Origin of the sequence: Frankia nepalensis, assembly GCF_016786325.1 — a bacterium.
Lineage (GTDB): Bacteria > Actinomycetota > Actinomycetes > Frankiales > Frankiaceae > Pseudofrankia > Pseudofrankia nepalensis.
Genome location: NZ_JADWYU010000171.1, coordinates 26,355 through 34,616, shown reverse-complemented (window position 1 = coordinate 34,616; position 8,262 = coordinate 26,355). Strand labels below are relative to the sequence as shown.

General features: G+C 72.1%; 9 protein-coding genes. 6 read left to right on the top strand and 3 right to left on the bottom strand.

From position 1 onward, the window contains the following. Window positions 1-246 (top strand): cytochrome P450 (locus I6A81_RS26250; protein WP_203007120.1); only part of this gene is annotated, 246 nt, incomplete at its 5' end. A gap of 112 nt (window positions 247-358) precedes the next feature. Beyond that, window positions 359-1,210, top strand: a complete 852-nt coding sequence (locus I6A81_RS26245; protein ID WP_203007121.1) for a mycofactocin-coupled SDR family oxidoreductase — start codon at window positions 359-361, stop codon at window positions 1,208-1,210. A gap of 336 nt (window positions 1,211-1,546) precedes the next feature. Here I6A81_RS26245 and I6A81_RS26240 read toward each other — a convergent pair whose 3' ends face one another. Beyond that, window positions 1,547-2,002 (bottom strand): Fur family transcriptional regulator, encoded by a 456-nt coding sequence (locus tag I6A81_RS26240; protein ID WP_203007122.1) that lies wholly within the window; start codon window positions 2,000-2,002, stop codon window positions 1,547-1,549. A gap of 287 nt (window positions 2,003-2,289) precedes the next feature. On the opposite strand from I6A81_RS26240, the gene I6A81_RS26235 reads away from it, so the two are divergent. Further along, entirely contained in the window at window positions 2,290-2,460 is a 171-nt protein-coding gene (locus I6A81_RS26235; RefSeq protein WP_203010340.1) for a hypothetical protein, read from the top strand. 36 nt (window positions 2,461-2,496) lie between these two features. On the opposite strand, the gene I6A81_RS43935 is transcribed toward I6A81_RS26235, so the two are convergent. Both I6A81_RS43935 and I6A81_RS26225 read right to left on the bottom strand, forming a co-directional pair. Continuing rightward, window positions 2,497-2,802 carry a hypothetical protein gene (locus tag I6A81_RS43935; protein WP_238430846.1) on the bottom strand — a complete coding sequence of 102 codons (306 nt, stop codon included), beginning with the start codon at window positions 2,800-2,802 and terminating at the stop codon, window positions 2,497-2,499. Then, window positions 2,768-3,115 (bottom strand): ArsR/SmtB family transcription factor, encoded by a 348-nt coding sequence (locus tag I6A81_RS26225; RefSeq protein ID WP_238430847.1) that lies wholly within the window; start codon window positions 3,113-3,115, stop codon window positions 2,768-2,770. The genes I6A81_RS43935 and I6A81_RS26225 overlap by 35 nt, the downstream gene beginning before the upstream one ends. A gap of 395 nt (window positions 3,116-3,510) precedes the next feature. Here I6A81_RS26225 and I6A81_RS26220 point away from each other — a divergent pair, with 395 nt between their 5' ends. Genes I6A81_RS26220 through I6A81_RS26210 form a run of 3 tightly spaced genes read left to right on the top strand, consistent with a single transcriptional unit; the run spans window position 3,511 to window position 8,258 of the window. Then, window positions 3,511-5,265, top strand: a complete 1,755-nt coding sequence (locus I6A81_RS26220) for an ABC transporter ATP-binding protein/permease (protein WP_203007124.1) — start codon at window positions 3,511-3,513, stop codon at window positions 5,263-5,265. Beyond that, entirely contained in the window at window positions 5,262-7,130 is a 1,869-nt protein-coding gene (locus I6A81_RS26215; protein WP_203007125.1) for an ABC transporter ATP-binding protein, read from the top strand. The genes I6A81_RS26220 and I6A81_RS26215 overlap by 4 nt, the downstream gene beginning before the upstream one ends. A 15-nt stretch (window positions 7,131-7,145) precedes the next feature. Beyond that, complete coding sequence (locus I6A81_RS26210) at window positions 7,146-8,258, top strand: FecCD family ABC transporter permease (RefSeq protein ID WP_203007126.1); 1,113 nt, start codon at window positions 7,146-7,148, stop codon at window positions 8,256-8,258. Window positions 8,259-8,262 lie beyond the last annotated feature (4 nt).

Genomic DNA, 8,262 nt, shown 5'->3' with positions numbered 1-8,262 from the left:
GGCCGCGACGAACGCAAGTACGACGACCCCGACCACTACGACATCCACCGCCGCTTCGACAGCCACGTCTCCTTCGGCCACGGCGTCCACTTCTGCCTCGGCGCGGCGCTCGCCCGGCTGGAGGGACGCGTCGCGATCGAGGAGACCCTGCGCCGCTTCCCGACCTGGGATGTCGACCACGACAACGCCGTACGACTGCACACCAGCACCGTCCGCGGCTACGACAAGCTACCGATCGCGATCTGAGCCCGATCCTGGGCGGCCGAGCGGCCGCTCGCACGCGGGTCGGTGTCCTGACCGTCTCGTACGCCCCGCAGCAAGTTCGGGGTGTTCCTGTCTCCAGTCGAAAGGTTCTCGCATGGGCAAGCTCGATGGCCGGGTCGCGTTCATCACCGGGGCGGCGCGTGGCCAGGGCCGCAGCCACGCGCTGCGGCTAGCCGGTGAGGGTGCGGACATCATCGCGATCGATCTGTGTGAGCAGATCGAAAGCGTCCCGTACCCGCTCGCGACTCCCGAGGACTTCGCCCAGACCGTGAAGGAGGTCGAGGCGCTCGGCCGGGGCATCGTCGCGGTGAAGGCCGACGTCCGGGAGCGGTCCCAGCTGCGGGCCGCGATCGACGAAGGGATAGCTCGTTTCGGCCGGCTCGACATCGTGCTCGGCAACGCGGGGGTGTGCCCCTGGGACGACCTGTCGCTGTGCGGCGGATTCGTCGACGTCACCGACGTCGACCTCATCGGCGTGATGAACACCGTGGCGGTCAGCCTGCCGCACCTGACCGCCGGCGCCTCGATCATCCTGACCGGCTCGACCGCGGGGATGATGAAGGGCACCACCGAGGTGATGGGCAACACCGGCGGCGTCGGCTACTCGTGGGCCAAGCAGACGGTCGCCAAGTACACCGAGGTCCTCGCGCTGCAGTTGGCGCCGCACAACATCCGGCTCAACGCGATCCACCCGACGAACGTCAACACCAACCTGCTGCAGAACGACCGGATCTACAGGACGTTCCGCCCGGACCTGGAGAACCCCACCCGCGAGGACGCGGAGCTGGCGTTCCCGGTGCTGCAGGCCATGCCGATCCCCTACATCGAGCCGAACGACGTCAGCTCGCTGGTGCTGTTCCTCGCCTCCGACGACGCCAAGTACATCACCGGCCTGAACCTGCGCATCGACGCCGGCGGCATGCTCAAGGGCGAACCGTCCTTCTGAGAGCTCGCCTCGGCCGCGGGTCCGCCTGCAGGTACCTGCAGTGAGGTAGTCGTAGCCGAGGCTGTCGGCCGCCTCGGCGATCCTGCGCGCCTCGTCGATCCCGCTGTCCCGCTCCCAGTCGGCGCGCGAGCCCGGCACGAGGGACAGGACGGGAGTCAGGAGACCGAACGTCGTCATGAGCACGCAACACCACGAGCCAGGCACCAAGTGGATCAATACACTTACTTACGGGCGTTCCCCGGTGGCGCCTCCGCTCGGCGCACAGCACCTCGCCCTACCCGACGAGCCCGCAGGGGGTCGTTCGGTCGGCGCGCCGGACCGGGACTCGACGCCGGTCTATGGGTCACGCCGAGGACTCGGAGAGCAGGCGCGACACAGGCCCGAGATCTCGACCGTGTGAGTCACGTCGACGAACCCTTCGGCTGCCGCGACGCGAGCCGCCCAGGCCTCGACGTCGGGACTGCTGACCTCGACCGCCAACCCGCACGCCCGGCAGACAAGGTGATGGTGGTGACCCTCGCTCACGCATCGCCGGTACAGCGTCTCGCCGTCGGGCTGCCTCAGTACGTCAACCTCACCACGATCAACGAGTACCTGGAGGTGCCGGTAGACGGTCGTGAGGCCGATCGAGTCGCCTGTCGCCCGCAGCAGCGAGTGCAGTTCCTGCGCGGTGGCGAAGGTCTCTGTGGCGCCGAGGGCTGCCGAGATGGCCGCGCCCTGCCTCGTGGACCGAGAAGTCTTTCCACCGCGGCGGACACCATGCCCGGCTGGGGAGGAACCCGCTCCAGGCATGTGATCGGCCTTCTCCTGGGTCGGCTCCGGGCTCGTTCCCGCCTCTCGCGCTGATCGCGGCCCGGCACTACGTGACCTGATTCTGCCATCGCCGGCCAGATCAGGAGTGGGCTGACATCCGCAGCTGCTATGGGGGCCCGGCCACTCGGAGGCCGCATTGGCGACGGCGATTCCGACATTTAGGGCCGTCAGATCTCTGCCAGATGCCCCCTTATGGACAATAGTCGCGCTACCCGAGACTCTCGCGACGGTCGTGGCCGTTCGTCAACCGGGCCGGCGAGCAGCTCATGGAGCTGTTCGCCGGCCTGCGGACGCGGCACGGTCTCGGCCTCCTGCTGATCACGCACGACCTGGCGGTCACCGCCCGGCAGGCCGAGCGGGTGCTCGTCCTCGCCGACAGCAGGACCGTCGGCCAAGGCCGCCGGAGACACCGCGGACGGCCGGTTCACATCCCGTGACCCGGGCCCTGTTCGGGGCGTGACGGCATCAGGCGATCAGTGGTCGTCCCAGTGGCCGTCGTGCGCGGCGTGCCGGTGGCCGTCGTGTACGTAGTCGACATGGTCGCCGTGCGGGACAGCCACATGCCTGCAGCCCTCGCCGTGGGTGTGGCTGTGGCCCGCGCACGCGACGTGCCCGGCCGGCTCGCACTCGTCGTAGTGGTCGGCGTGCGCCCGGTGCAGGTGGCCGTCATGCAGGTAGTCGACGTGGTCGGCGTGCGGGACGGCGACGTGGCCGCACCCGAGCCGGTGGGTGTGCTCGGTGGCGTCATGGTGCGGGGCGTGCAGCGTCGGGGTGCTCATGCGGACCCTCCCGGGAATGAGCGATCGCGTCCAGCACGATGTGCGCGACGTGCTGGTCTGCGAGAAGGTAGGCGATCTCCCGGCCGTGCCGCCGCGTGACGACGAGCCCGGCACCTCGCAGCACCCGCAGGTGCTGCGAGAGCAGCGGCTGGCTGACCCCCAGCGACGCGACCAGTTCGTGGACGTAGCGCGGACCCTCGGCGAGTTCTCGGATCGCCGCGAGGCGCACGGGCGCGGCCAGCGCGCGCAACAGCTCCGCGGCAGGCTCAAGGCCGGTCACGCCGTCCACACAGACATATAAACACATGCGCATGTGTGATTTCAAACCGCGCCGCGTACGGCGCGGGTCATCCGACGCCCGTCTCCGCCGAGCCGAGACTGGTGGCCGGTTCCGCCCGACTGATCAGCCATGAGGATCTCTTGCGGCATCAGTGATCGTCGAGCAACCGGATCGGGGCGACTGGCGCCCGAGACGTTGCCCGATGCCGCGCACCGCCCTCCACTCCCCGAACCAGTGCCACGCAGGACCGAGCCGGACGGCGGACGGCGGACGGCGGACGGCGGACGGCGGACGGCGGATCAAGGTAGCGAGTGCGGAACCTATCCGTTACGATAACGGAAACGGTTTTCATTAAGGGTCGTGATGTTCGTGCTCATGATGATCAATTTGGCGGCGCGCGCTTGCGCGGAGCCATCGATTGGCGGGCCGTGGTGACGCTGCACCGTCGCCTGCTGCGTCTTGCCGGGCCGTTTCGAGGGCCGCTGGCGGTCACGGTGCTCGTCGGTCTGGCGATCACCGGCACGCAGCTGGCGCAGGCGTTCGCCGCCGCGACCGTGCTGGCCAGGCTGTTCGGCGGGGCGACGTTCGCTGACGTGGTGGTCCCGCTGGTGGTGATGGCCGGGATCATCGCCCTGCGCGCTGGGCTGGTGCTCGGCCGTGAACTGGCCGCCCGGCGGACCGGCGCGGTGGTGACCGCCGGGATGCGGACGCGGCTGCTCGACCAGGTCGCCGCGCTCGGTCCCGGCCATCTCGCCCGCGAGCGGTCCGGCACGGCGGCGTCGACGGTCGTGGACGGCGTGGACGGGCTGGAGGCCTACTACTCCCGTTACCTGCCCCAGGTGGTCGTCGCCGCTGTGACCGTCCTGACGGTCTGCGGCTGGCTGGCGTCACGGGACGTCGTCGTGGCCGCGACGGTCGCGGCGGTGGCGTTGGCGATCCCGGTGGTGCCCCGGCTGTGGGACCGGGCGTTGACGGCCCGCGGGCACGACCATTGGGCCGCCTATGCCGACCTCAACGCCGAGTATGTCGACGCCATGCAGGGGATGACCACTCTGAAGACGTTCGACACCGCGGTCGTGCGCCGGGACGCTCTTGAGGGCAAGGCGTGGCACCTGTACCGGTCGACGATGCGCTCGATGCGGATCTCCCTGGTCGAGACGGGACTGACCGCCTTCGGCCAAAGCCTCGGAGTCGCCGCGGCCACCGCGGTCGCCGCGGGCAGGGTCGCGACCGGTGCGCTGCCCGCGACCGACCTCTTCTTCGTCCTGCTGCTGGCGATCGCCTGCTTCCGGCCGTTCCGTGAACTGACCATGTACTGGCATGCCGGCTACCTCGGTGTCTCCGCCGCCGAGCGGATCGGGGAGCTCTACGCGACGGTCCCGGAGGTCACCGAACGTCCGGACGCGCGCGAGTTCACGCGGCGGGCCGGGCCACCCGCGATCGCGTTCGAAGAGGTGACCTTCGCCTACGCGGCCCGCGAGCAGCCAGCCCTGGCCGACGTCAGCTTCACCGTCGGGCCCGGTGAGACGGTCGCGCTCACCGGCCGCTCCGGTGCGGGCAAGACGACAGCCGTCAGTCTGCTGCTGCGGTTCTTCGACCCCCGCTCGGGACACATCACCCTCGACGGCGTGGACATCGCCGCGCTGACGCTGACCTCGCTGCGGCGGCAGATATCCGTCGTCTCCCAGGACACCTACCTGTTCCACGGCACGGTCGCCGACAACCTCCGGCTGGCCCACCCCGGTGCCTCCGACGCCGACCTCGTCGACGCCGCCCGTGCCGCGAGCGCGCACGAGTTCGTCGCCGACCTGCCGGACGGGTACGCCACCGTGATCGGCGAACGCGGTCTGACCCTGTCCGGCGGTCAGCGCCAACGCCTGTCGATCGCCCGCGCCCTGCTCGCCGACCGCCCGGTCCTGGTCCTCGACGAGGCCACGTCGAGCATCGACGCCGACAGCGAGAAGACGATCGCCGAGGCCATGCGGCGGCTGTCAGCCGGGCGCACCACCCTGGTGATCGCCCACCGGCTGTCGACGATCCGCGACGCCGACCGGATCGTCGTCCTCGACGACGGCCGGGTGGCGGAGACGGGTGGTCACGACGAACTCGTCACCCGTGGCGGGCGCTACGCCGACCTGATCGCCGCGCAGCGGGTGGCCGTCGGATCGGGGGCCGCCCGGTGACCACGACGCCGGTGTCCGCCTCCCCGCCTGGCCCCGCGGAGGTGCCCGTGCCCAGCCGCGCCGTCGAGCCCGAGGAGCAGCCGCGGGGCGCGATCCTGCGCCTGGTCCCGGTGCTGCGGCGCCACCGTCGGACCTTCGTCGCCACGGTGGGCTGCTCGCTGGCGACGCACCTCACCTCCATCGCGGCCGTCGCGACCGGGGCCGCGATGGTGGCCGAGGTCGCCGGGGGCGCGTCCCTGCGCGACGTCGGTTGGCTGCTCACGCTGCTGGCCGGGCTCGTGCTGGGTCACGCGACCGCCTACTGGGCGGAGATGTGGGTCGCGCACGACCTGGCGTTCAAGGTGCTCGCGGCGTTGCGCCTGGAGGTGTTCGACGGGCTGGAGCGCACCGCGCCCGGCGGGCTGCTGGGCCGCCGGACCGGTGAGGTCGCCGGGACGGCCATGGCCGACGTCGAGACGTTGGAGTGGTTCTACGCCCACACCGCGGCGACCGCCCTCGCCGCGGTGCTGGCTCCACTGTGCGCGGTGGGCGTGGTCGGCGTGCTGGCGGGCCCGCCGGCCGCGGTGCTCGCCGCCGGGCTGGCCGTGGTCGCGGTGGTGCCGTTTGTCGGCCGGCGTCGGGCCGACGAGCAGGGTCGGGCCATCCGGGCCGAGCTGGCGGGCCTGAAGGCGGCGGCCCTCGACGGTGTCCAGGGCCTGCGTGAGCTGGTCGTCTTCGGCGGGCAGGCAGCCCACACCGACCGGCTGCTGGCCGCCACCCGGGCGGTGAACCGGCGGGCACGCCGCTACGCGCTGCGGACCGGCGTCGAGTCGAGCACGGCGGAGTTCGTGCTCGCCGCGACCGCGTTCGGCGTGCTGGCGCTGGGCGTCCGGCTGCTCGTCGACGGCGACCTGACCTTCACCGCCTACTCGGTCATGGTGGTCGTGGCGACCGGGGCGTTCGTGCCGCTGATGGAGGCGTTCGCCATGGTCACCCGCTTCGGTGAGCTGCGCGCGGCCGCCGCCAGGGTGTTCGAGGTCGTGGATGCCGCGCCGAACGTCGCCGAGCCGCCGGCCACGGCCGGCGCCGTGCCCCGGCGCGGCGGCGACACCGACCAGGCGCCATCGAGTGACAGCCGCCGGCCAGCGCCGTCCGGGCCGCTGGACGTCTGCTTCCGTGACGTCCGGTTCCGGTACCGGCCCGGTTTGCCGCTGGCGCTGGACGGCGTGTCGTTCACGGTTCCGGCCGGCGCCACCGTGGCGCTCGTCGGGCGTTCCGGGGCGGGCAAGACCACCATCGCGCATCTTCTTCTGCGGTTCTGGGACGCCACCCGCGGCGAGGTCCTCCTGGGGGGCCGCGCCGTGGGCGATCTGAGCCAGCACGAGGTACGGGAGCTGGTCAGCCTCGTCCCGCAGGACGTCTACCTGTTCAACACCACGGTCGCGCACAACGTGCGGCTGGCCCGGCCGGACGCCTCGGACGCCGAGGTCGCCGACGTGTGCGAGCGGGCGCTGGTCACCGAGTTCGCCGACAGCCTGCCAGCCGGGCTCGACACCCCGGTCGGCGAACGCGGCGCGGCGCTGTCGGGCGGTCAGCGCCAAAGGGTGGCCGTCGCGCGGGCGTTGCTGCGCGACCCGGCCGTGCTCGTCCTCGACGAGGCCGCGTCGAACCTGGACGCCGACAGCGAACGCGCGGTGGCCGCCGCGACAGCCGAAGCCCGCCGCGGCCGCACCACCCTGATCATCGCTCACCGGCTGTCCACCGTGCGCGACGCCGACCTGGTCGTGGTGCTCGACGGCGGCCGGGTCGTCGAGCAGGGCCGCCCCGAGGACCTGCTGACGGGGTCCGGACCGTTCGCGTCGCTGATGCGCGCGCAGCTCGGCTGAGGGGCTGGCGTCGGTATGACTACCACGTCCGCGCCCGCGCCGGCCGCCACCGCTCTCCAGCCCGCCGCCGACGACCTCGGCCGGACCCGCCGAGCGCGGCGGGCTCTGACCTGGATCGCCGTCCTGTCCGCGGTCCTGGTCACCAGTGCGGCTCTCGCCGTCAGCCTCGGCCCGGTTCCGGTGCCGCTGGCGACCGTCTGGAAGGTCATCGGCCATCACACCGTCGGATGGCCGCAACGAGTGAGCTGGACGACGGCCGAGGATTCGATCGCCTGGACGGTGCGCGCCCCCCGGGTACTGACCGCGGTGTTCGTCGGCGCCGGGCTGGCCGTGTGCGGCGTCGCGTTGCAGGCACTGGTCCGCAACGCGCTCGCCGAGCCGTACCTGACCGGCGTGTCCTCCGGAGCCTCCACCGGCGCGGCGGCGGCGCTGCTGTTCAGCGCCTCCCTCGGCAGCAGCGCCTGGGGCCTGTCGGGCAGCGCCTTCGTCGGTGGCGTCGCCGCGACCGCGCTGGTGTTCGCCATCGCCCGGGTCGGCGGCCGGCTCACCTCGATGAGACTCGTCCTCGCCGGTGTCACCGTGTCCTACGCCCTGTCCGCCGTGACCAGCTTCCTGATCTTCGCCTCGGACTCGGTCAACGGAGCGCGCGGCGTGCTGTTCTGGCTGCTCGGCTCGCTGACCCAGGCCCGCTGGTCGTCGCTGCCGGTGCCGGTGGCGGCGGTCTGCCTCACCTTCGTGGCGCTGTCGTACTGGGCTCGGCGCCTCGACGCCCTGTCGATCGGCGACGAGACGGCGCTGACCCTCGGCGTCCGCCCGACCAGGCTGCGCGCCCAGGTGTTCGTCGTCGTCGCGGTGTGCGTCGGCGCGGTCGTCGCGGTCGCCGGACCCATCGGGTTCGTCGGCCTCGTCGTGCCGCACGTCGCCCGCCGGGCGGTCGGCGGCGAGCACCGCCGCGTGCTGCCCGTGGCCGCGCTCCTCGGCGCGGGATTCCTCGTCTGGGCGGACGTGGCCGCCCGGACCGTGTTCGCGCCCCGCGAGATCCCCCTCGGGGTCGTCACCGCGCTCGTCGGCGCCCCGTTCCTGCTGGTGCTGGTCCGCCGGTTCCACGGCGCGGCCGACATCGGCTGACCCC

Coding starts and splice junctions, on each gene's coding strand:
- I6A81_RS26240 (WP_203007122.1), bottom strand. CDS start 2,002: ATGCCTGGAGCGGGTTCCTCCCCAGCCGGGCATGGTGTCCGCCGCGGT.
- I6A81_RS26225 (WP_238430847.1), bottom strand. CDS start 3,115: ATGCGCATGTGTTTATATGTCTGTGTGGACGGCGTGACCGGCCTTGAG.
- I6A81_RS26210 (WP_203007126.1), top strand. CDS start 7,146: ATGACTACCACGTCCGCGCCCGCGCCGGCCGCCACCGCTCTCCAGCCC.
- I6A81_RS26235 (WP_203010340.1), top strand. CDS start 2,290: ATGGAGCTGTTCGCCGGCCTGCGGACGCGGCACGGTCTCGGCCTCCTG.
- I6A81_RS43935 (WP_238430846.1), bottom strand. CDS start 2,802: ATGAGCACCCCGACGCTGCACGCCCCGCACCATGACGCCACCGAGCAC.
- I6A81_RS26245 (WP_203007121.1), top strand. CDS start 359: ATGGGCAAGCTCGATGGCCGGGTCGCGTTCATCACCGGGGCGGCGCGT.